The 21,430-nt window shown below is 75.4% G+C and carries 18 protein-coding genes; 8 read left to right on the forward strand and 10 right to left on the reverse strand.

Annotated elements, in window-relative coordinates; genetic code table 11:
• Positions 1–21 precede the first annotated feature (21 nt).
• From ABD223_RS24960 to ABD223_RS24995, 8 genes are read left to right on the forward strand one after another with little or no spacing between them, the layout of a single operon-like run.
• Complete coding sequence (locus ABD223_RS24960) at positions 22–1,380, forward strand: glycoside hydrolase family 16 protein (RefSeq protein ID WP_344038901.1); 1,359 nt, start codon at positions 22–24, stop codon at positions 1,378–1,380.
• Between the two features lie 16 nt (positions 1,381–1,396).
• A complete protein-coding gene (locus ABD223_RS24965) occupies positions 1,397–3,142 on the forward strand; it encodes an AfsR/SARP family transcriptional regulator (protein WP_344038902.1) in 1,746 nt (581 codons plus the stop codon).
• 12 nt (positions 3,143–3,154) lie between these two features.
• Positions 3,155–3,400, forward strand: coding sequence for a hypothetical protein (locus ABD223_RS24970; RefSeq protein ID WP_344038903.1), 246 nt, complete (start codon positions 3,155–3,157; stop codon positions 3,398–3,400).
• Positions 3,397–4,707, forward strand: a complete 1,311-nt coding sequence (eccD, locus tag ABD223_RS24975; protein WP_344038904.1) for a type VII secretion integral membrane protein EccD — start codon at positions 3,397–3,399, stop codon at positions 4,705–4,707. Before ABD223_RS24970 ends, eccD begins: the two co-directional genes overlap by 4 nt.
• Before the next feature lie 28 nt (positions 4,708–4,735).
• Positions 4,736–5,659 carry a nucleotide-binding protein gene (locus ABD223_RS24980; protein ID WP_344038958.1) on the forward strand — a complete coding sequence of 308 codons (924 nt, stop codon included), beginning with the start codon at positions 4,736–4,738 and terminating at the stop codon, positions 5,657–5,659.
• Positions 5,656–9,588: a type VII secretion protein EccCa gene (eccCa, locus tag ABD223_RS24985; protein ID WP_344038905.1), complete on the forward strand. Its 3,933-nt coding sequence runs from the start codon at positions 5,656–5,658 to the stop codon at positions 9,586–9,588. The genes ABD223_RS24980 and eccCa overlap by 4 nt, the downstream gene beginning before the upstream one ends.
• Positions 9,585–9,935, forward strand: a complete 351-nt coding sequence (locus ABD223_RS24990; protein ID WP_344038906.1) for a hypothetical protein — start codon at positions 9,585–9,587, stop codon at positions 9,933–9,935. The genes eccCa and ABD223_RS24990 overlap by 4 nt, the downstream gene beginning before the upstream one ends.
• Positions 9,926–10,591, forward strand: coding sequence for a DUF6177 family protein (locus ABD223_RS24995; RefSeq protein ID WP_344038907.1), 666 nt, complete (start codon positions 9,926–9,928; stop codon positions 10,589–10,591). The genes ABD223_RS24990 and ABD223_RS24995 overlap by 10 nt, the downstream gene beginning before the upstream one ends.
• A gap of 61 nt (positions 10,592–10,652) precedes the next feature.
• On the opposite strand, the gene ABD223_RS25000 is transcribed toward ABD223_RS24995, so the two are convergent.
• From ABD223_RS25000 to ABD223_RS25045, 10 genes are all read right to left on the reverse strand, one after another.
• Positions 10,653–10,991 carry a hypothetical protein gene (locus tag ABD223_RS25000; protein ID WP_344038908.1) on the reverse strand — a complete coding sequence of 113 codons (339 nt, stop codon included), beginning with the start codon at positions 10,989–10,991 and terminating at the stop codon, positions 10,653–10,655.
• 2 nt (positions 10,992–10,993) lie between these two features.
• Positions 10,994–12,784 (reverse strand): hypothetical protein, encoded by a 1,791-nt coding sequence (locus tag ABD223_RS25005; protein ID WP_344038909.1) that lies wholly within the window; start codon positions 12,782–12,784, stop codon positions 10,994–10,996.
• The gene (locus tag ABD223_RS25010) at positions 12,781–13,134 is read right to left on the reverse strand and encodes a DUF6507 family protein (RefSeq protein WP_344038910.1); all 354 of its coding nucleotides are present in this window, start codon (positions 13,132–13,134) and stop codon (positions 12,781–12,783) included. The genes ABD223_RS25005 and ABD223_RS25010 overlap by 4 nt, the downstream gene beginning before the upstream one ends.
• A 5-nt stretch (positions 13,135–13,139) precedes the next feature.
• Positions 13,140–13,439: a pore-forming ESAT-6 family protein gene (locus ABD223_RS25015; protein ID WP_344038911.1), complete on the reverse strand. Its 300-nt coding sequence runs from the start codon at positions 13,437–13,439 to the stop codon at positions 13,140–13,142.
• A 26-nt stretch (positions 13,440–13,465) separates the two neighbouring features.
• Positions 13,466–13,810: a hypothetical protein gene (locus ABD223_RS25020; protein ID WP_344038912.1), complete on the reverse strand. Its 345-nt coding sequence runs from the start codon at positions 13,808–13,810 to the stop codon at positions 13,466–13,468.
• Positions 13,811–13,957: 147 nt separating this feature from the next.
• Entirely contained in the window at positions 13,958–15,115 is a 1,158-nt protein-coding gene (locus ABD223_RS25025; protein ID WP_344038914.1) for a polysaccharide lyase family 7 protein, read from the reverse strand.
• 277 nt (positions 15,116–15,392) lie between these two features.
• Positions 15,393–15,749: a helix-turn-helix domain-containing protein gene (locus tag ABD223_RS25030; protein WP_344038915.1), complete on the reverse strand. Its 357-nt coding sequence runs from the start codon at positions 15,747–15,749 to the stop codon at positions 15,393–15,395.
• A gap of 615 nt (positions 15,750–16,364) precedes the next feature.
• Positions 16,365–17,021 carry a DUF4097 family beta strand repeat-containing protein gene (locus ABD223_RS25035; RefSeq protein WP_344038916.1) on the reverse strand — a complete coding sequence of 219 codons (657 nt, stop codon included), beginning with the start codon at positions 17,019–17,021 and terminating at the stop codon, positions 16,365–16,367.
• 242 nt (positions 17,022–17,263) lie between these two features.
• Positions 17,264–18,778: an ABC transporter substrate-binding protein gene (locus tag ABD223_RS25040; protein WP_344038917.1), complete on the reverse strand. Its 1,515-nt coding sequence runs from the start codon at positions 18,776–18,778 to the stop codon at positions 17,264–17,266.
• The gene (locus ABD223_RS25045) at positions 18,775–21,237 is read right to left on the reverse strand and encodes a hypothetical protein (protein WP_344038918.1); all 2,463 of its coding nucleotides are present in this window, start codon (positions 21,235–21,237) and stop codon (positions 18,775–18,777) included. Before ABD223_RS25045 ends, ABD223_RS25040 begins: the two co-directional genes overlap by 4 nt.
• Between the last annotated feature and the right edge of the window lie 193 nt (positions 21,238–21,430).

The following is a 21,430-nucleotide window of genomic DNA, read 5'->3' on the forward strand; positions in this document are numbered from 1 at the left end:
ACGGGCAGGGGAGAGCAGATCATGAGATCCGGACGCGGGCTGTGGCTCGCCGCGGTGGGAGCGGCCATCGGGTTGACCACGGCGCTGTCGCTGGTGCAGGTGTCCACCGCCCAACCGCCGCCCACCGGCACCGACGTGTCCACGTGCGACAACCCGGTGCTGAACAAGGGCACGACGGGCTGGGGGTCGCTGCGAGGTTCCGCCGCGACCCGCGAAGCGGTCGGGCACCGGTCGGCGCGGTTCGCCTACGCGCAGCGGGGCAACGCCGTCGCCAACCCGTCTTTCCACCTGCCGCAGCAACAGGTCCGGGCGGGTGAGCGGTGGACCTTCGCCTACGACGCGTCCGCCACGTCGGCCGGGCGCGCCCGCGTCGAGGTCGACTGGTACTCCACGCCCGAGGGCGACAACTCGGGTTACCTGCGCCAGGACGTCGCGCCGTGGACGTCGTTCGCGGCGAACGCCGGCTGGACCAGGGTGGCGGGCGAGTTCACCGCGCCGGCGGGCGCGGTCCGGGCCAACGTGCTCACCGAGCACGAGCACACCGCGGCCGGTGCGACGCTGCGCGCCACCGCGTGCGACTACCGGGTGGGCGCTTCCTCCCCGACGACCACGTCGACCACCACGACCACGTCGACCACCACCACCACGACCGCGCCGGGCGACCAGGCGGAGGCCGCCGTCCGGCACGGCTGGGGCGCGCCGCTGCCGATCTCCGACGAGTTCGGCTACACCGGCCCGGTCGACCCGGCGAAGTGGTCGACGCCGTCGGGCTCCGTCGGCGGCACGGCGGGCTGCTGGGAGGGCCACGCCGGGAACGGCCGCCGCTGCGCGAAGAACAGCGTGGTCGGCGGCGGCGTCCTCACCATCACCGGCGAGGCGAACGGCGACACCGGCTGGCTCAGGCAGAAGCTCGACCGCCGGCACGGCCGTTGGGAGGTCCGCTCGCGGTCGCGCAACACCGGCGCCTCGGGCGGCCTGTACCACCCGCTGCACCTGATCTGGCCGACCTCCGAGCAGTGGCCCGAGGACGGCGAGTACGACTGGGTCGAGTACACCGACCCCGACGCGGGGTGCCTGTCGGCGTTCCTGCACTACCCGCACCCCGACGGCGTGCCCGTGCAGCAGGAGTACCGCGAGCGCTGCCCCGTGGACATGCGGCAGTGGCACAACTTCGCCTTCGAGTGGACCCCCGCCGCCCTGGTCGGCTACGTGGACGGCGTCGAGTGGTTCCGCGTCTCCGGCGGCGGCGGGCCCCACGGGCGGCGGGACGTCCAGGCCATGCCGTCGGGCCACCTCAACCTCCAGCTCGACAACTTCACCGGCGACGGCGGCCTGCGCCCGGCGGTGTTCGAGGTCGACTGGGTCCGCGTCTACGCCTGACCGGGAGGGCTCGTCCATGTTGTTCCGCGTTCTGGGTCGGCTGGAGGCGCACGACGGCACGCGCGCGCACCACCTCGGCGCGCCGATGCAGCGCGCGCTGCTGGCCCACCTGCTGCTCACCGCGGGACGGCCGCTGCCCGTGGGCGAACTGGTCGACCGGCTGTGGGACGGCGCGGCCCCCGCCAGGGCGGTGGGCACGCTGCACGTCCACGTGCTGCGGCTGCGGCGGGCGCTCGCCGCCACCGGGTGCGCGGCCCGCGTCGAGACCGGGCCGCGCACCTACCGGCTCGACCTGGGCGCCGACGCCGTGGACGCCGAGGACTTCCGGCGGACCCTCGACGCGGCGACCGCGGCGACCGACCCGGCGGCAGAGCTGGCCGCGCTCGACGCCGCGCTGGACCTGTGGCGCGGCGACGTGCTCGCCGGGGTGCCGGGCGACTGGCCGCGCTACCGGGAGGTCCGCGCGCTGACCGAGCTGCGCGCCACCGCGCGCGAGCGGCGCGCCGAGGCCAACCTGGCCGCCCGGCGGTTCGGCGTGGCGGTGGAGGAGCTGCGCGGCCTGGTCGCCGAGCACCCGGACCGGGAGCACCTGCGCCACCTGCTGGTCCTGGCGCTGCACCGGGCCGGTCGCCGGGCCGAGGCGCTGGCCGCCTACGACGCGGCCTACCGGTTCGCCGCCGACCACCTCGGCCTGGAGCCGGGCGCGGAGCTGCGGCGGTTGCAGCGGATGGTGCTGCACGGCGAGGAACCGCCCCGCCCGGGTCCGCGGGCGACCGGCCCGTGCGCCCTGCCCGCCCGCCGGGGCCGCCTCGTCGGCCGCGACGAACCGCTCGCGGACCTCGCCGCGGCGCTGCGCGCCGGCACGTCCACCTGCGTGGTCACCGGGATGCCGGGGGTGGGGAAGTCCGCGCTGGCGCTGTGGCTGGCGCACGCGCTGCGCGACGACTTCCCGGACGGCCAGCTCCACGCCGGCCTCGACGGCGGTCGCGCGGACCCCTCGGCCGTGCTGGACCGGTTCCTGCGGCTGCTCGGCGTGCCGGACGACCTCGTCCCGCCCGGCCTGGAGGCCAGGGCCGAGCTGTTCCGCGCGCGCACCACGGACCGCGCGCTGCTCGTCGTGCTCGACGACGCCGCCGACGCCGCCGGCGTGCGCGCGCTGCTGCCCGGGGACGGCCGGTCCGCGGTGATCGTGACCAGCCGGAACCCGTTGGCGGCGCTGGACGGCGCGGTCCGGCGCCGGGTCGACGTGCTCGGCGAGCCCGATTCGGTCGCGCTGCTCGCCGACCTGGCGGGCGCGGCCCGCGTCGCCCGCGAACCCGCCGCGGCCCGCCTGGTCGCCGAGCGCTGCGGGCACCTGCCCCTGGCGCTGCGGGTCGCGGGCGCGCTGCTGGCGGCGCACCCGGACCGGTCGGTGGGCGCGCTGGCCGACCTGCTGGCCGACGAGCGCACCAGGCTGGACCGGTTGACCTGCGAGGACCTGTCCGTGCGCGCCCGGTTCGACCGCGCCGGCGAGGCGCTGGGCGAGGTCGAGCGGCATGCCCTCCGGGTGCTCGGCGCGGCCCCCGCCGGCGAGATCACCGCCGCCTCGACCGCCGCGCTGCTGGGCGCCGCGCCGGAACGCGGCCGGGCGGTCGTCGCGGCCCTGGCCGACGCGCACCTGATCACCGAGGCGAGCGGCGGTTACCGGATGCCCCGGCTCATCCGGCTCTACGCGGCGCACCGGCAGCGGTCGGCGGCGAGCACCGGGCGAGCCGCCGGGTAGTGGGAGGTCGACGTGGTACGCGAGTACGACAGCCAGTTGCTGGAATCGGTGGCGGTGCGCCGGCGGCGGCTGCGCGACGCGCTGCTGTGGGGCGCGCTGCGGCACCAGCGGTCCACGGCGGACAACCTGGCCCGGTTCGTGATCGGGTGCGTGGTGGCGGCCGTGGTGTGCGCGGGCTGCGTGGGCTGGGCGTTCCTGCACGACGTGCTGGAGGAGCAGCAGCAGCGCCGCGCCGGGGTGCAGGTGAGCGCGCCGTGATCGCCACGACCGCCACCGGGAGCACCAGGGTGACCCTCGTCGGCACGCGCAGGCGGGTCGACGTCGTGCTGCCCTCCGCCGAGCCGCTGGCCGTGCTGCTGCCGGAGCTGCTCCGGCTGACCGGCGAACCCCACCGCGACCCGCCCGAGTCCTACCGGCTCGTCGGCGTCGACGGCGCGGCGCTGCCCGGTGACCGCACGCTCCACCAGGCCGACGTGCCGGACGGCGCGGTGCTGCGCCTGCTGCGCGGGCCGGAGGTGCCGTCGGCGGCGGTGGTGCACGACGTGGCCGACGCGACGACCGACGACTTCGGCGGCCGGGCGTGGCGCTGGGGACCCGACGCGCTGCGCTGGACGTGCACCGCGATCGCGGTGGTCGCGGTGGTGGCCGCGTGCGCCGTGCTCGCGCCACTGGCGCGGGTGCCCGTCGCGGTGGCGGTGACGCTGCTGGTCGCCGGTGCGGTGGTGGCGCGGCGGGCCTCCCGGCCGGTGGGCGTCGCCGTGGTGCTCGCCGGCGGCGCGGTCGGCGTCCACCTGGCGCTGGCGCAGGTGCCCCACCCCGCGGCGGCCGCGGGCGGCGCGGTCGCCGCGGTCGCGGTCACCACGGTCGTGCTGGGCGCGTGCTCGGGGCTCGGCCGCGGTGGCGTGTTCGGCGGCGCGGTGGCGCTGGCGCTGCTCGCGGTGTGGGCCGGCGCGGCGCTGCTGGACCTGCCGACCGGCCGGGCGTCGGCGGTCGTCGCCGTGGTGGCCGTGCTGCTGCTCGGCGCGCTGCCCCGGCTCGCGGTGGTCGGCTCCGGCCTGGCCGCCCTGGACGACGTGCTGGTCGGGGACGGCGTGGTGCGCAGGCCCGCCGTGGCGGGCGCGCTGGCCGCGGCCCACCGGGGTCTGACCGTCGCCACCGCCGCCGCCGCGCGCGCCGCCGGGACGGCGGGGTTCGCGCTGACCACCGCGCCGACGCCGTGGACCGTCGCGCTGGCGTGCCTCACCGCGTCGGCGCTGGTGCTGCGGCTGCGGGCGTTCCCGCTGCTGGCGCAGGTCGTCGCCCTGCTCGGCGGCACGGCCGCGGTCGTGGTCGGGCTGCTGCGGCGCTGGCTGGCCGACCAGCCGGACGCCCGCCCCTGGGTGTGCGCGCTGCTGCTGGTCTGCGCGGCGGCGGCGCTGCTGCGCGTGCTCCACGTGCCCAAGGAGCACGTGGCGGCGCGGTTCCGGCAGTTCGGCGACCGGCTGGAGGCGGCGGTGGTCATCGCGCTGGTGCCGGTGGTGCTCGGCGAGTTCGGCGTGTACGCGCGGCTGCTCGCGACGTTCTGAGATCAACTAGGAGGCAACCGTGACCGACATGCGGTGGCGGGCCGTCCCGGTCCCGCCGCTGGACCCCGAATCCGTCGCGGGCCGCCGCCGCGCGGGCGAACCCGCCCACCGGCGGGTGGCCCGGTCCGTGCGGCGGGTGTTCGCGTCGTCCTCGGCCGAGGTGCACGAGCTGGCGGAGCTGATCGCCGCCGTGCAGCAGCCGATCACCACCGGCAGGCGGATCGCGGTGACCGGCGTGCGCGGCGGCGCGGGCAAGACCACCGTGGCCGCGCTGATCGGCCGGGTCTTCGCGCGCCGCCGGGCGGACCGGGTGCTGGCCGTCGACGCCGACCCGGAGGTCGGTTCGCTGGCGTGGCGGCTGGGCACGCCGACCGGCCACCCGGTGACCGTGCTGGCCCGCCGCCTGCTCGCGGGCGAGGTGCTCGGCATGGCCGACCTGGAGCCGCTGCTGGGCGCGGCCGGACCCGGCCTGTGGTCGGTGCCCGCCCCCGTGCGGCCCGGCCCGGCCGCGGACGCGGTCTCCGCCGCGCGCGAGGTGGGCCGGTCGCTGTCCCGGCACTTCGGCGTGACCGTGCTGGACTGCGGCCACGGCATGGTGCTGCCCGCGCCGGTGCTGGTCGAGGCGCACGCGGTCGTGGTCGCCGCGCCCGCCACCCTCGACGGCGTGCGCAGCACGCGGGTCGTGCTGGACCGGCTGCACGCCGCGCCCGGCGTGGTCGACCTCGGCCGGGTCGTGGTGGTGCTGTCCTCGCTCAACGACCGGTCCGAGGGCGTCGACCTCGACCGGGCGCGCCGGGCGGTGGGCGTGCTCGGGGTCCCGGTCGTCCACCTCGGGTTCGACCGCCACCTGGCGGGCGGCGGCGTGGTGGACGTGCGCCGGCTCGCCGAGCCGACCGTGGTGTCCGCGACCAGGGTCGCCGCCCTGGCGCTGAAGCGGGCGAGGCCGCTGTGAGCGTGAAGACCGTGCACCGACCCGTGCGCGCCGTGCGACCGCGGCGGCCCGACCAGCCGCTGGACGTCGCGCCGCCACCGGTGCTGCCCGAGGGCAAGGGCGCGTCGGGCGCGTTCACGCTGCTGCCGATCGCCGGGTCGGCGGCGTCGCTGACGCTGATGATGTTCTTCCGCGGCTCGGCGTTCGCCGCCCTCGGCGCGGTGATGATGGTGGTGGTCCTGGTCGCCACCGCCGTGGTGTTCCTGAGCCAGCGCGGCCAGGCCGCGCGCAAGCGCCGCCTGCACCGCGAGCGCTACCTCGACCACCTGGAGCGGCTGCGCGAGGAGCTGGGCGGGCACGAGCGGGAGGCGCGCGGCCACGCCTGGCTGCTCGACCCCGCCCCCGGCGCGCTGGCCGACCTGGTGCGCGACCCGGCCCGGCTGTGGGAGCGACGCCGCCGCGACCGGGACTTCCTGGCGGTGCGCGTCGGCGTCGGACCGCGGCCCGGCCGCGCGCTGACCCTCGCCGACGAGGGCACGCCCACCAACCCGACCGACCCGTTCCTGCTCGCCGAGGCGCGCACGCTGCTGCGGCGGTTCGGCGCCGTGCCCGGGCAGCCGCTGCGCGCGTCGCTGGACCTCGCCGGGGACGTCGCCGTGATCGGCGACCGGGAGGACGTGCTCGCGCTGGTCCGGGCGCTGCTGTGCCAGGTCGCCGCGCTGCACGCGCCCGAGGACGTGGCCGTGGCGGTCTGCCACCCGCCGTCGTCGGCGCGGGACTGGTACTGGCTGCGCTGGCTGCCGCACCTGGTCGACCCGGCGCGGCGCGACTCGGTGGGCGCGCTGCGCCGCATCGCGCCCGACCCCGGCGCGCTGTGCGCGCTGCTGGCCGACGACCTGGCCGAGCGCGCCACGCGGGCCGCGCAGTCCCGCCGGTTCGACGCGGGCGGCAAGGCCGCCGCGACCCACCAGCGGCTGCTGGTGCTGTGCGACTGCCACGGCCGCGACGCGGAACCGCTGCCGCTGCCGGACCGCGCGGCCGCGGCCGCCGACCTGGGCGTCACCACGCTGCACCTGGTCGCCGACCGGATGGCCGAGCCGGAGGAGGTGTCGGTCCGGATCACCCTGACCGGCGACGGCCGGCTGGCGGTGGAGGACCTGCGCGGCGACCAGCCGGACACCGCGGCGGGCGAACCGGACGGGCTGTCCGCGGCGGAGGCCGAGGGGCTGGCGCGGGCGCTGGCCCCGCTGCGGCTGTCCCCGGAGAGCCACGACGACGGGTCCGGCACCGCGCCCGCCGACCCCGTCGACCTGCTCGGCCTCGGCGACCCGACCCGCCTCGACCCGGCGGCGCTGTGGGCGCCGCGGTCGGACCGCGACTTCCTGCGCGTGCCGATCGGCGTCGACCAGGCGGGCCGGCCGGTGTGGCTCGACCTCAAGGAGTCCGCCCAGCTCGGCATGGGGCCGCACGGGCTCTGCGTCGGCGCGACCGGGTCGGGCAAGAGCGAGCTGCTGCGCACCCTCGTGCTGTCGCTGGCCGCCACGCACCCGCCGGACCTGCTCAACCTGGTCATGGTCGACTACAAGGGCGGCGCCACGTTCGCACCGCTGGCCCGGCTGCCGCACGTGACCGGGCTGATCACCAACCTGGTCGACGACGCCGGGCTGGTGGACCGCGTGCGGACCAGCCTGGCGGGCGAGGTGCAGCGCCGCCAGCAGGTCCTCGCCGACGCGGGCAAGGCGCCCGACATCGCCACCTACCGCCTGCTGCGCGAGGAGCGGCCGGACCTGCCCGCCCTGCCGCACCTGCTCGTCATCATCGACGAGTTCGGCGAGCTGCTCACCGCCGAGCCGGAGATGATCGAGCTGTTCCTGACCATCGGCCGCGTCGGCCGCTCGATCGGCGTGCACCTGCTGCTGGCCAGCCAGCGCCTGGAGGCGGGCAAGATCCGCCAGCTGGACACCCACCTGTCCTACCGGCTGGGCCTGCGCACCCTGTCCGACGCGGAGAGCCGCGCCGTGCTGGACACCCCCGACGCGGCCCTGCTGCCGCCCCTGCCGGGTTTCGGCTACCTCAAGGTCGACGTCTCGGTGTACACCCGCTTCAAGACCGCCTACGTCTCCGGACCCCTGCACGCCGCCGAACCGCCCTCGCCGCCCACCCCGGCGGGCCCGCTGGTCCACCCGGTCCCGCGGTACCCGACCCGCCCCGCCGCGCCGCCGCCCGACCACGACCGGCACGCCACCGAGCGGACCACCGGCCCGACCCTGCTGTCCACCGTGGTGGGCGCGCTGGCGGGCGCGGGGGAGCCGGGGCGCCGGATCTGGCTGGACCCGCTCCCCGCCGCGGTCGCCCTGGACGTCGTGGCGGGCGGTGTCGACGCGACCCCGACCGGGCTGGCCCTCGGCGGTCCCGCCGGCACCGGGCTGGAGGTGCCGATCGGCCTGCTGGACGACCCGGCCAGGCAGTGGCGGGGCACGTGGCGGCTGGACCTGGCCGCGGCGGGCGGGCACGTCCTCGTGCTCGGCGGGCCGCACTCGGGCAAGACGACGTTCCTGCGCACCGCGGTGCTCTCGCTGGCCCTGTCCCTCCCGCCGGGCCGCGTCGCGGTGTACGGGGTGGACCTGGTCGGCACCGGCCTGCGCGCGCTGGAACCGCTGCCCATCGTGGGCGGCGTCGCCGGCCGGGACAGCACCGAGCGGATCCGCCGCACCCTGGAGGAGCTCGACGCCGAGCTGGAGCGGCGGGAGGAGGTGTTCCGCGGGCGCGGGTTCGACGACATGTCCGAGCTGCGCGCCGCCCACGCGGCCGGGCGGGTGCCCGAGCTGGCCGCCGCCGACGTGGTGCTCGTGCTCGACGGGTACGGCCAGCTGAGCGGCGAGTTCGAGCGGTTCGCGCCCCTGGTCCACGCGCTGCTGGCCCGCGGCGGCGCGCACGGCGTCCACGTGGTGGCCTGCGCGCGGCGGCTCGGTGAGGTCCGGCTGGCGCAGCAGGTGGCGTTCGGCACCCGGCTGGAGCTGCGGCTGGCCGAGCCCGCCGAATCCGGCATCGACGGCAGGCTGGCCCGCGCCCTGCCGGAGGGCCGCCCCGGCCGAGCGCTCACCCCGGACCTGCTGTTCGGCCAGGTCGCGCTGCCCCGGATCGACTCGGTGGCGGACCCGGCGAGCACCGGCGAGGGGGTGGCGGGCGCGGTGCGGGCGGTGCGCGCCTCGTGGGTGGGGCCGACCGCGCCCCCGGTGCGCCTGCTGCCGCCGGTCCTGCCCGCCGACGCGCTGCCCGCCGACCTGCCGACCGTGCCGTTCGGCGTCGAGGAGAGCGGGCTCGCCCCGGTGTCGCTGGACCTGTTCGACCGGGACCAGCACCTGCTGGCGCTCGGCGACGGCGGGTGCGGCAAGACCAACCTGCTGCGCGTGCTGGCCGACGGGCTGGTGCGCCGCCACGGACCGGAGGACCTGGTGTTCGCGGTGTTCGACCCCAGGCGCGGCCTGGCCGACCTGGTGCCCGAGGAGTGGTTGGGCGGGTACGCGGCCAACACCGCCCTGGCCGCCCAGCTCGCCGCGGCCGTGGCCGAGGAGCTGGGCGGTCGGGCGGCGTCCGGCCGCGCCACCGGCCCGCGGGTGGTGCTGCTGGTCGACGACTACGACGTGCTCAACGCGGCGGGCACCCGCCCGCTGGCCGCCCTGGCCCCGTTCGTCTCCGCGGGCCGCGACCTCGGCCTGCACGTGCTGATGACCCGCCGGGTGCTGGGTGCGGCGCGCGGCCTGCACGAGCAGTTCACCGCGACCGTGCGCGAGTCCGGCGCCGCGGTGCTGGTGATGTCCGGCGACCGCGCGGAGGGGCAGCTGTTCCCCGGCGTGCGGCCGTCGGTGCTGCCCGCGGGCCGCGGCGTGCTCATCCGGCACGGCGAACCGGTCCGCACGGTGCAGACGGCGCACCGGGAGGCGCGGTGACCGACTTCATCGCGCTGTGCGGGCGGCGCCCGGAACCGCGGGACACCGCCACGGCGCTGCTGGCCGCGGGTCCGGGGTTCGGCGTCGACCGGGCGGCGCACGGGGCGCTGCTGCGCATCCTCGCCGAGGACGACCGCCCCCTGGTGGTCGTGGAGGGACCGCTGCTGGTGCAGGTGCCGGGCGAACCCGCCCGGTTGCTCGGCCCCGAGCTGGCCGGGTTGCCCGCGCCGGTGTGGTGGGTGGAGGCGCGGGCGGAGTGGGGCGGTGAGCGCGCGGCGGGCGCCGCGCGCCGCTTCGCCACCGAACTCGCCGCGCGGACCGGGGGAGTGGTGTGGCCGTGCCGTTGATCGTCCAGGACCGCCCCGTGGTCGGCCTGAGCACGCGGTTGATCGACGCGGCGCGCTCGGGCGGGCGGCTGCAACTGCTCACCCCCGCCGGCACCCGCCTCACCCTGCCCGCCGCGGACCTGCTCCGCTGCGCCGACGCGGACTGGGTGGTGAGGTCGGGAGAGGAGCACTTCGACGGCCACACCGGCCGCCGGATGCGCTGGGACGGCGCGGAGTTCGTGCCGGACGGCCCCGTGCCACCGCCCGCCGCCACGGGCCTGTTCGTGCTGGACGTGGCGGTCCGCCACCCGGCGGCGGAGGCGACCGGGCTGGGCGGCGTGCTGGAGGAGTGCGTGGCGGCCCTGACCGGCGGCGAGGTCGCCGGGTGGGGCGCCGCGGAACCGGTCACCCAGCGCTGGAGCAGGACGGGCCTGACCGGCTTCTGCCGGGAACGCGCACCGCGCCCGACCAAGGTGGTGGTCGTCGGCGGCACGGAGGTGAACCGGGCGCAGGGCGCGCTGACCGCGGTCCGCGTCACCGGCGGCGTGCTGGAGCACGTGCGCGTCGGTGTGGTGTCACCGGTCGACATCGAGCCGCTGTTCACCGGGTTGGGCGACCGCTACGACCTGAGGCTGGCGCTCGCCACCCGGCTGCCGGGCCGGGCTCTCGCCGGATGACGGAGATTCGCCCGGCGGTGGTCCGGTCGCTCTTGGAGATGACCGGACCACCGCGTCGTGCTCAGCCGCCGAAAACCCGGTCTCCCGCTGCGGTGTGGAACTCGACGCGTACCCCCAGCGCTCCGGCGAGGGCCTCGGCCAGCCGCTGTCCGCGCTCGTCCCAGGCATCGGCGACCGACTCGTCCGTGAACCCGGATTCGGCCGGGTCGTCCCGGTTGTAGACGGACTGGAATTCGGCGTCCCAGGCGTCGATGGCCGAGGCCAGTTCAGCGGGCACGCCGAAGTCGGAGCGCAGTCGTTGGGCCGAGTAGTTGGCCGGGATCGGGTCATCGCCCTTGCTGACCCACAGGGGGTCGGTGGTCCACTCGGCCGCCAGGCGCACCGAAACCAGTTCCACCATCATCACCATCCCCGGTAGTTCGTGTCGACGTCCGCGCGCGGGTCCCGTCGCGCGTCGTCGAACGGGTTCGAGAAGCCGCGGTGGTTCGCCCCGACGATGTAACCGTTGCTCCCCACCGACACCGAGATGTAGTGCGTTCGCCCACCGTACTCGACCTCGAAGATCGGCCGTCCCGGTGGCGTGCCCTGGCAGTACCCCGTGTACCGCCCCTCGGTGGCGGCCCGGTGGACCACCTCGCCGATCCGATCCGCCGGGATGCCCGCCGCGACGAACTGGTTCTTGTGGGTCATCACGTGCACCAGGCCGGCCTCCTTGCGAGTTCGGGGGTTCACGCCGCCCTCCTCCAGGAACACGATCCTCTGGTTGGGGTCCCTGCCGATCTGGACGACCTCGTCCGCTTTCATCTTGACACCGCCGCGCCGGGCTTCCTCGATCAGCGCCCGGTCGACGGGCCTTGCCTCCTCCCGGTCGACGGGCTTCGCCTCAACCGGTGCGTCGGGTCGGTTCGCCGGGGCATCGGTCTCCGGCGCGTTCGCCTCCGGGGTGTTGCCACCACCGGACCGACCGGTCGGGGCGTCGGGCGGCGCCCAACCGCGGCCCCGGGAGCCCGGGGGCGGATCGGTGACGTTCGGCAGGACGAGCCTGCCCACCCCGGTGTCACCCAGGCGGGTGCTGCCCACGCCGACGTTCGGCAACCCCGCCCGGCCCGCGCCCGCGAGGGCCGTCGGTGGGTCGATGCGCAGCGCGGGCACCCTCACGTCGGCCAGCGACGCGCCCGCCGCCCGCGCGATCTCCGGGACGCGCACCGTGGTCGCGTCCGCGAGGGCGTTCAGCCCCCGCCCCGCGGCCCCGGCCAGCCTCGCGCCCGTGCCGACCTTGGTCGCCGCGAGACCGAGGGTGCCGAAGTTGTAGAGGACCTGGCCGAACGCGTTCGCCGGGTTCTTCGACCACTCGTCCCAGGCCAGCATCCCCTTGCCCGCGTCGACCAGCGCCTGCCGGGCGCTGCCCCTGGGCAGGCCCGGCAGGTCGACCAGGTCGCCGACCGCCAGCGTCCCGGTGGCCGCCATGCCCAGGCCGGCGGCCGTCCGCCACAGGCCCAGCCACGCCTCCTCGTCACCGGAGAGCAGGGCGCCCACGCCTTCCAGGTCGCCCATGAACGCGGTGGCGATGCCACCTGCCACCGAGCGGTCCAGCGACGTGCCGCCCCAGGCGTCGACCCACTGGTCCGCGGTGAGGCCGTACTCGTTGTCGGCCAGGGCGCCGTCGCCGTTGTTGGCCACCAGCGGGATGGCTCCGACCAGCGCGCGGATCGCGTTGGCGCACGTGATCTCCGCCTGGTTGAACCGCGCCATCAGCTCGGCGGCGGCCTTCAGCAACCGGTCGCGCTCGGCGGCCAGCGGGTCCGTGGCGCCGCCCGTGGGGTCCATGCCGGCGCTGAGCGCCACGGCCGGGCTCTTGGCCTCCTGCTCCACGGCGGCGGCCTCGGCCATGAGCCGCCTGGCCTCCTCCTGGAGCAGGAGGACCTCCCGGGCGAACGCGGTGAGCGCGGCGCCCGCGGTGGCGACGTCCTGACCGAGCACCGCCGCCGTGTCCTGGATCGGCAGCGTGGCGGCGAACAGCGTCGGCGCCTCCGGCGCGGTGTAGACCGGCGCCAGGCCCTGCCACTCCTGGTGCACGGCGGCCCCGCTCGCGGCGTAGGCGGGACCGCTCGTGGTCAGCGTGCCCGCCGCGGCCTCCACCCCGCCCGCGTCGACCCGCAGCAGCGGTTCCAGCAGGGCGTCCAGGAAGCTCATCGGCCACCTCCGAACCCGGGCATGGTGGCGCGGGGGTCGGGTGCGGCCGCCGCGGCGGCCTGCGCGTTCGCGGCCATCTCGAACTGGCCCTGCACGTACGCCTCGGTGGCCTGGACCGCGGCGGTCGCGCACGCCGCGCCGCGCTCCACCGAGTAGGCGACCGCGGGCACCACCCGCGCGTCGCGGAACCCGCCGATCGCACCGCCCACGGCGGGTGACGCCGCGGCGGTCTCGGCCGCCGTCGCCGCGTCCTGGATGGCGGCGCCCTCGGCCAGCAGGTCCTGGAGCGCGCCCTCGGTCCTGGTGACCACGCCCTGCACGCCCGGCGGCTTCACGTCCCACGCCGGCACGGCGGTCAGCCGATGCCCTGGACGGCGGACGCGGCGCGGGAGAGGGCCGTGGTCGCCGACTCGTCGTTGCGGGTCATCGTCTGCTTGACCAGGTCGATGATCTGCCGCACCTCCGTGGCCGCGCGGTTCCAGCGCGTCTCCACGACCTGGTACTCCTCGGACACGCCGTCGGCCTGGAAGTCGGCCATCGCCTGGGCGACCTGGCCGTCCCGCCGGCCGATCAGCGCCTCCAGCCGGCCGATGATGCCCATCAGGTCACCTTGCACCTGCGCCGACGCGCCGGTGTCGAAACTCGTGCGGTCCATCGACATCGCGTTCGTTCCCCCCTTGGTCAGACGCCCGAGCGGTGCGCCCCGAAGCGGGCGGCGTCGAAGTTGGCCGCGCCCTCGCCGGCCGAGGCGTTGTCGGCCATCTCCTGGTCGCCCTGGACGAACGAGGTGTCCATGCCGACCTGGCCGGTGACGATCGAGCCCAGCGCCGAGTTGAGGTCGGCGGTGACCTGGTCCGAGCGGGCCTTGAAGTTGTCGAACATCGCCCGGCCCGCGCCGTTGAACCTGCCCTCCAGCGGCGCCGCCGCCGCGATCAGGGACTGGATCAACGACGCCAGGTCGTCGCTGGAACCCTGGCTCTGCTGGGCCAGCGTGGACAGGGTCGTCCTACCCATGTCGAACTTCACGCGCCCTCCTCCCTCTGCGGTGGGTCCAGGATGGCCGGTGGTCCCTTGCCGACCGCTTGCCGTCCGCTGACCGTCCACAAGAGACGGAGAAGACCGGTGACGAGGACGTCGTCACCGGTCTTCTCCGTGGGTGGCTACCTCATGCCGTCAGTCGTCGTGGGTGACGCTCAGGCCGTGGATCTCCACCTCGCCGTAGTTGCCGTCGTCGCACGGCGCGGAGTTGCCGCAGTTGGCCTGCGTGTAGGCGCCCGCCTTGAAGTAGCCGCCGGAGAAGCTCTTCGAGAGCGTGGTTTGCAGCACGCCGTTGTAGTAGGCCCTGATCTTCCCGCCGCCGACCACGAACTTGGCCTCGAACCTCGTGCCCAGCGCGTAGTCGTCGGTGACGAGCTTGTGGCGCGACGTGTCGCCGTTGGTGATGTAGAGCCTGGTGCCCTCCAACCGGAACACCGAGACGTCGTCGCTGCCGTCGTGGATCTGCCCGGCCACGACGTACGGCCGCTCCTCGGGCAGCGCCGTGATGGCCTGGTCGATCACCATCGTGTGCGTCCCCGACGTGGACGACCAGCTCGCCTTGTCCGACCCGGACATCTCGCGCAGCTCCGAGCGCGGGTAGTTCGACCCGCTGGTGGTGACGCCGTCGACGGCGGCCCGGAACCGGACCGCGGCGCAGTCCTCGGTCGCGGTGAACCACGGGTCGACCGAGAAGGTGTCCAGCTCCGGCTGCTCGACGTTGGTCGGGCGCTCGTCCTCGCCGATCGGCAGCCCGATGTACCAGTTCGACAGGTCGAGCACGTCGGCCGGGTACGTGCAGCCGCCGCCGCCACCACCGCCGTTGCCGTCCGCCCCGTGGACGGTCGTCTCGGTGATGCTGGTCCAGTCGTTGTAGGTGTTGCCGTGGCCGACGACGCGGAGGTACCGCGCCGAACCGTCGGCGAAGTCGTGGACCTCCGGCTGCCTCGTGGCGCCGCTGCTGACCCGGCCGCGCAGCGCGTCCCGCCACGACGACCCGTCGTCGGAGAGCTGGACGTCGAAGGTCTGCCTGCGGGTGTCGCCCTGGTGCCAGGCGATCGACACCGAGCCGACGGTCCGGGACGAGCCGAGGTCGTAGCGGATCCACGCCCCGTCGCCCTCGGCCGACCAGCGGGTGGTCAGGTCGCCGTCGAGGGTGTTGGCCGGGACGTTGCCGTCGTCGTCGCCGGCGACGACCCCGGTGATGTCCAGCGGCGCGCCGACCGCCGCCGAAGCCGGGGTCGCGGTGCCCACCGCCACGGCGCACGCCAGGAGCGCGAATGAGGCTCGTTTCATGACACCACCGTGTCGGCTCGCGCTTGTCACCCGCTTACCGCGCGCTGAACCGCCGCCGTCCGGCCGGGTGAGGGCGCGGGTCGAGCAGTGGTGGGGGCGCCCCTCGCCGGGTGGCACGGGGCCGGGACGTCGAGGTGCGGCGTACCGGGGGTTCGGCACGTCGGGGTTCGGGGTACCGGGGTTCGGGACGTCGACGGGACAGCTCGGCGCGGACGGCCTGCCTGTGCCTCGCCGGATGTTGCTCGACCATCGGGCCGACGTCCCCGGTCCTGTCGGGTCACACGCCCCGGAGCGGCGGGTACTCCTGGTCGAGTGGTGGGGAGAGGGTCCTGTTGAGGTCTCGCGCTTCCTGGAGCTGGTCCTCCAGGGTCACGATGCGGCACGCGGCGTCGAGGCCGGTGCCCTGGTCGACGAGTTCCCGGACGCGGGCGGCGATGCGCAGCTGGTGGCGGGAGTAGCGGCGGTGACCGCCGCGTGAGCGCTGGGGCTCGATCAGCTTCGCCTCGTCCAGGCTGCGCAGGAACCCCGGCGTGGCGCCGAGCATCTCCGCGGCCCTGCCCATGGTGTAAGCGGGGTAGTGGTCGTCGTCGAACTTGTCAGCCGCGGCGCGCGGCTCGTCTCTTTCTGGGGGCACTGCACCTCCACGTCACGAGGGGCCCGGTGCCGTAACGGCACCGGGCCCCAGGGTATGGGTTCACTTGCACCAGCCGGTCACGAGGACCGGCCCCTTCACAACCTCGGTACTGCTCAGGTGGTCGGCGCCGGATCTCCTGCGCACTCCGGCTCACCTCACCGACCGCCTGCGGCCACCGTGTCGGAACCCCTTCCACTGATCGGCTCCGACGCGCCTGACCGGTCCTGCCACTGCTGCGTGCGACTGCCGGCTCCCGGACCTTGCCTTTCTCGTCGTGCTTATTTCGGTTGTGCTCCCGGTACTGCTTGTGCCGACAGTCCTCGGCCCACCGCTGACCAGCCCTCCACTGCCGGGCCCGATCAGGGGGCCGTACTGCTCCCAACTCGCGGGTAGTTCGTCATCTCCCGCGTCGATAGGACTTTCTCTTCTCTCTGATGGGAAGAACACTACACGCACCGGGGTGGTCATGTCTACTCCAGCGATCACAGATTTTCTGGATCGGGTGACGCAGGTGCGATGACCTGCGGCGATGTCGAAGTGGGGGTCGCACCGCCACCCGGGAGCCCCGGCCCCGCCGAGCGGGACTCGGGCGCCGGGGCGGTCGGCCGAGGCCCCTCAGAGGCCGCGGGCGGTGATGTCGCCGTGGTCGGTGGTGGCGTGGATGTCCAGTTCGGTGGCGCCGGTGTTCTTGAGGGTGTTGTGGATGCGGCCGAGGGTGGTGCCGGCGTCCAGCGAGGCGGAGACGCCGGCGGCGATCGTCACGTCGCCGGACCCGGTGCGCAGCACGACCCTGCCGCGCACGGCCTCGGCGATCCGGATGTCGCCCTTGCCGGTGCTGATCTCGGCGGGGCCCGTGAGGCGGCCGATCGCGACGTCGCCGGCGTGGGTGGTCACGCGGAGGCTCCCGGCCTCCTCCAGCTCGACCGCGCCGTGCGAGCCCTCCAGGGTGACCTCGCCGAGTCGCCCGACGCCCCGGAGGTCCGCGCTGGCGGCCTTGGCCTGGACGCGGGACCCGGCGGGCAGCTGGACCGTGACCTCGATGAACCCGGAGGGGCCGAAGGCCTGGCTCCCGGTCGGGGCCTGGATGCGCAGGACGCCGTCGCGGTAGTCGACCGCGGTCCGCTCGGCGGCCTTGACGTCGCGGCGCTTGGCGGCGTCGGCGGGCAGGACCTCGACGGTGGTGTCGGTCCGGTCGGCGGCGATGAACCGGACGAGCCCGGCGGGGACGTCCAGGACGGCGGAGATCGGGGCGGCGGTGGCGAAGGTCTGCATCGTGTTCTCCCGGGGTTCGTCCGGGCCCCCGGATCGGTGGGGCGCCCGTGGTGGGTGTGATCGGTGAACTGATCACGAGGACCACGATCGCCCGCCGTCCTGACACCGGGCGGCCACCGCGCTGACACCGCCCCTGACACCGCCGCCGCGCTGACACGGCCGCCGCCGACACCGCCCCTGGCACCGCCACCCGCACCGGCCGCCGCCGCCCGCCCGCCGGCAGCCCCCGGCCGGGACCCCGGCTAGCGCACGTCCACCAGCACCGTGCCCGCCACCGTCCTCTCGGTCAACGGCACCACCTTGCCCTCGGCGTCGCCCTCGCTGGTGTAGGACAGCCTCCCGCTGGCCCCCGGCACGGCGTTCTTCCCGCTCACGGAGTAGACGACCTTGAGCACTTCCCGGTGGTCCAACGGGGTCTGCCGCGTGGGGTCCACGGCCATCATGACCATGCTGAGCGCGGTCAGCACGGCGTCGTGGGACAGGACCGTGCCGTCGTCGCGTCGCGCCGCGTCGTCCAGCGCGTAGTCCGGCAGTTTCCGCCCGGCGAAGTCCGTGATGGCCTTCAGGCTCATCCGCTCGCCGTCCTGCCCGCCCTTCTCCATCAGCTTCTCGTAGCCGGCCATGAGGTCGGGAGCCGCCAGGTCGGTCTGCACGATCGTGACCCCGACCAGGCCCGCCCGGAACTCGTCCGTGTCCGCCTGCTCGTCGGTGGGGCCGTCGTCGCCGGTCAGGATCACCAGTTCCTTCCCCTTCTCGCACGGCCTGTCGCCCAGCGCCTCGACCAGGGCGCTGAGGTGGACGCCCCGACCGGCGAAGTAGAAGACGCGGGTGCTGGCGTAGCAGATGTTGGGCTGGTCCGCCCGGAACGTGCCCTTGACGTCCTTCAACCTGCTGTCGTACGTCATGGTCTTGAGGACCTCGATGTCCGACGCCTCGGCCTTCTCCTTGAACTTGCCGGCGAGGTCGGACGAGTAGTCGTCGTCGGTGTTCCGGTCGGTGATCACCACGACCCCGGGCCGCCTACCCCCGAGATCGCCGCCGGCGTCGGCGAGCAGGACCTCCCTGGCCCTCGCCGCGGCCACCTCGGCCTGCCGGGAGTTGGTGGGCGCCGGGCGGAGCAGCCCGTTGATGCCGCGCAGCGCGTCGGAGGTCATGGTCGAGGCGACCATCGGCACCTGGTTCTCGGACAGCCTCCTGATCGCGTCCTTCGTGGTGGTGAGGCTCTGGCCGAAGCCGGTGACCGCGACCAGCCGGTCCGGGGCCTGGCGCCTGCGGAGCAGTTCGCCCACCGCGGGTTCCCAGTGGGTGAAGCCGTCACCCGCGTTGGCGGGCAGCAGCGCCACCTTGGGCGTGTTGTCCGCGTTGTGCAGGGCCTGCGCGCGCAGGGCGCCCTCCAGCTGGTGCCCGACCTGCGTCACCGGCTCGATCGCGTGCTCCGCCGGTGGCGTCAGGTTCAGCAGCACCGCGATGCTGACGTGGTGGGGGTCCGCGGTCGCCTCCTCGTTCTGCCGCCGGATGCGCTCCATGACGCCGCCGAGCCGGTCCTGCCCGAAGTCGAACGCCCGGTTCGGGTCGGCGACGCCGATGCACTGGCCCTCGATCCGCACCAGCCCCTCCTGGTCGTCGCAGACCGGTTCGCGCACCGCCCAGGACACCGCCGCGACCGCGCCCGCCAGCACGACCGCGGCGGAGCACAGCGCCACGACCTGCCGCCTGCTCCACCGGGGGCGTGCGTCGGGGATGTCCACTGGGCTCACTGCTCTTCCTCCTCGTCCTGACGGGGCAGACCTCGACGGCGCGGCAGGTGGCGCCCCTGTTCCTCGTGCCAGTCGGCCATGGCGAGGATCTCCATCTGGTCGCTGTAGGCCAGTCCCACCACCTGCCTGAGGTACGTGGCGGTCCTGATGTGGTGGTCGGCCCACTCGTCGATCAGGTGGACGTTGCCGGTGGCGTGCCACGACAGCAGCACGCCCTCGATCGGGGAGCGGAACGCCCTGGGCGGCAGCAGGCCGGGGTGGGCCGGGCAGGACACGACCACCTCCACGACGTCCAGCCAGCGCCGCCCCTCCCCGGTGACGAGCAGCTTCTCCAGCGCGTCCTGCACGCCGTTGACGTCACCCGCGGCGAACCGGTGGTGCAGCTCGCCCTCCTCGTCGCCGCGCCGCTTCGCGCACTCCGCGAGCCGGGTGAACACCGCGCCCCACGAGTCCGGCGCGTCGGGTGGCCGCTCGGCCAGCCGCTCGACCAGCAGCAGGCGCAGCAGCGGGTGCATCACCGGGATGCCCTTGGGCCCCAGGCACGCCCACTCGGTCGCGAGCACCGACTCCTTCAGCCACGTCTGCTGCTTGTCCGTCATCAGGAGGGCGGCCTCGGCCTGGTTCCTGGCGGCGGAGCGGGTCACGGCGTCGGCCAGGTCGCCGGTCCGCTCCGCCAGCAGCCGCTTCAGCAGGTAGTGGCGCAGCGGGCCGGACCGGTCGTGGGCCTCGACGCCCAGCAGGAGCCGGGGCGCCCACCCGGTGACGGGGAGCAGGCGCGCCGCGCGCACCAGTTCCGCGCCCGCCTCGGGGTGGCCCGCGCTCAGCCGGATCACGGAGAACGCGAGCGCCTCCCGGTGCTCCTCCGGCACGCCGGCCTCGGCGGCCATGGCCTTGACCTGGGCCGTGGTGAGCCCGGACAGCGGCAGCGGGGTGCAGGGCCCGGGTGAGGAGGCGGTGCCCCACCTCAGCCGCTCCACCTCCTTGCGGTCGGCCGGGATCACCTGGTCGCCCGGCAGCCCGAGCTTGCCCACCAGCGCGCGGTCGCCCGCCGCGATGAAGGTCGCCCTGGCCCGCGTCCCCGCGGCGACCGCGGCGCCCCAGGCCCGCAGCAGCGGCGCGGCGTCGATGTCGCTGCTGAGCACGACCACCGGGTCCACGCGGCGCGACCCGCCGGTCCCGGCCGCCGCCAGGTCCTCCAGGAAGGCCGTCACCAGGACGTGGTCCACGCGGTCCCGGGAGTCGCGGTCGCCGCGTTCGCACAGGTCGGCGAACTCGTCCAGCGCGGCGGCCCGGCGGTGCCAGTCGTACTCGCCCCCCGGCCGGGACCAGGTGCGCCGGAGCAGCCGGGCGGTCAGGGAGCGGATCACCGGGTGCGCCTGGTCGTAGAGCCCCGCCTCGTCGCACAGCCGGCGCAGCGCGCTCGCCAGCGCCTCCTTCGAGCGCAGCCGCTCCAGCAGGTCGTCGACGGCGACGCCGCCCGCGCGCCGGATCGACCTCGCGACGAGGTGGCTCAGCAGCCGGGAGAAGCTCCAGGGGCCGTCCTGCGCGACCAGCCTGACCGCGGCCTCCAGCAGCAGGTCGGGCACCGGCCTGCTCCGGTGCCCGTGGGCCGCGCCGAGCAGCACCCACCGCTGGCCGCGCCGCCGCAGGTCGTCGCACAGCCACTGCTCCGTCCGCGTCCGGCCCGAGCCCGGTGGCCCGAACAGCACGGGGGCGGTGGTCCGGTCCTGCCGCTCGGTCGCGCCCGGCGCGCCGAACACGATGATCGACCGGACGATGTCGAACACCGGGTCCGACCGGTCGCGGGGCACCGAGGGCAGGGCGGGCCCGGCGCCCCGCGCGGTCCCGCCGTGCGGTTCGGGCACCTCGGGCGCCCGGCCGCCGAACAGGCACAGCCAGGCGTTCAGGGGAACGCCCCGGAAGACCTCGGTGAACAGGGTGAAGCCGTACCGCTCGCGCACCGCCGCGACCTCGTCGACGATGTTGGTGTAGAAGTCCTCGGACACCACGAGGGCCAGCACGGCGCCCGACTCCCGGAGCCGCTCCTTGACGTGCCGCGCGTCCTGGATGCGCGTGGCGTGCTCCATGGCCTTGGAGACCTCGGTGGTCTCCACCGGGGTGACCTCGCCGTAGTGCAGCACCACCCTGATCCGCAGGCTGCTCTGCTCGTTGGCACTCTCGTTGTGCTCCAGGACGCCGTCCACGAGTTCGCTGACGAACTTGCGCGCCAGGCGGGCCTTGGGCACCGCCGCGTTCACCAGGATCTGGTAGCCGTCGCCGCGATCCCGGAAGTCGCAGTGCTCCAGCCCGATGCCCGCCTCGCCGAAGGCGTGCTCCACGACCTGGCGCAGGGAGTGGACCGCGTGCAGCCGGTGCCCGACGTGCTTGCCCGCGGCGCTGGAGCCCGCGATGTCCACCGACACTATGGAGTGGTGTTGCGCTTCTGGGTGGAACGGCAAGGTTCCTCCTCTCCGAACCCCGACCGGAATGGTGGCGACCGCTGCTGTCCCCGCGGTACGCACGCAGTATGGGGTCACACCGCGGGGAGAACTGGGTAATACGACTCAGAACTCCCGTGTTCCAGCCGAAGGGGAATTGCGCGGGGCGTGCTGCGCTCAGCTTCTTCGGGAAACCGTGAAATGGTGTTGGAGT

The sequence above is a fragment of the Saccharothrix xinjiangensis genome (assembly GCF_039527585.1).
GTDB classification, from domain to species: Bacteria; Actinomycetota; Actinomycetes; order Mycobacteriales; family Pseudonocardiaceae; genus Actinosynnema; species Actinosynnema xinjiangensis.

What these genes read in the sequence shown, in the direction of transcription:
- ABD223_RS24960 (WP_344038901.1), top strand. Translation starts at nt 22, where the DNA reads ATGAGATCCGGACGCGGGCTGTGGCTCGCCGCGGTGGGAGCGGCCATC.
- ABD223_RS24965 (WP_344038902.1), top strand. Translation starts at nt 1,397, where the DNA reads ATGTTGTTCCGCGTTCTGGGTCGGCTGGAGGCGCACGACGGCACGCGC.
- ABD223_RS24980 (WP_344038958.1), top strand. Translation starts at nt 4,736, where the DNA reads ATGCGGTGGCGGGCCGTCCCGGTCCCGCCGCTGGACCCCGAATCCGTC.
- ABD223_RS25000 (WP_344038908.1), bottom strand. Translation starts at nt 10,991, where the DNA reads ATGGTGGAACTGGTTTCGGTGCGCCTGGCGGCCGAGTGGACCACCGAC.
- ABD223_RS25005 (WP_344038909.1), bottom strand. Translation starts at nt 12,784, where the DNA reads ATGAGCTTCCTGGACGCCCTGCTGGAACCGCTGCTGCGGGTCGACGCG.
- ABD223_RS25015 (WP_344038911.1), bottom strand. Translation starts at nt 13,439, where the DNA reads ATGGACCGCACGAGTTTCGACACCGGCGCGTCGGCGCAGGTGCAAGGT.
- ABD223_RS25025 (WP_344038914.1), bottom strand. Translation starts at nt 15,115, where the DNA reads ATGAAACGAGCCTCATTCGCGCTCCTGGCGTGCGCCGTGGCGGTGGGC.
- ABD223_RS25035 (WP_344038916.1), bottom strand. Translation starts at nt 17,021, where the DNA reads ATGCAGACCTTCGCCACCGCCGCCCCGATCTCCGCCGTCCTGGACGTC.